At 66.6% G+C, this 290-nt stretch carries 1 protein-coding gene; it reads left to right on the top strand.

The window, feature by feature from the left end:
• A partial coding sequence (locus tag FLQ44_RS21180) for an aldehyde dehydrogenase family protein (protein ID WP_147695959.1) occupies window positions 1–290 on the top strand: 290 nt, incomplete at both ends.

Consider the following 290-nt stretch of genomic DNA (forward strand, 5'->3'; position numbering starts at 1 on the left):
CCGGTCGCGCTCTGGGCCTGGAACTCGTTCCTCGCGGCCATCTGTGGCGACATCTGCATCTGGAAACCGTCCAACAAAACGCCGTTGACCGCGATCGCGTCGATGAAGATCTGCAATGAGGCCCTGCGCGCCGGCGGCTTCCCGGACATCTTCTTCCTGATCAACGACGCCGGCATCGAACTGGCCCAGCGCTTCGTCGACGACCGCCGCATCCCGCTGATCAGCTTCACCGGCTCCACCGAAGTGGGCCGCACCGTCGGCGAGCGCGTGGCTCGCCGCATGGGCCGCAG

It is taken from the genome of Vogesella mureinivorans, from assembly GCF_007644035.1.
GTDB classification, from domain to species: Bacteria; Pseudomonadota; Gammaproteobacteria; order Burkholderiales; family Chromobacteriaceae; genus Vogesella; species Vogesella mureinivorans.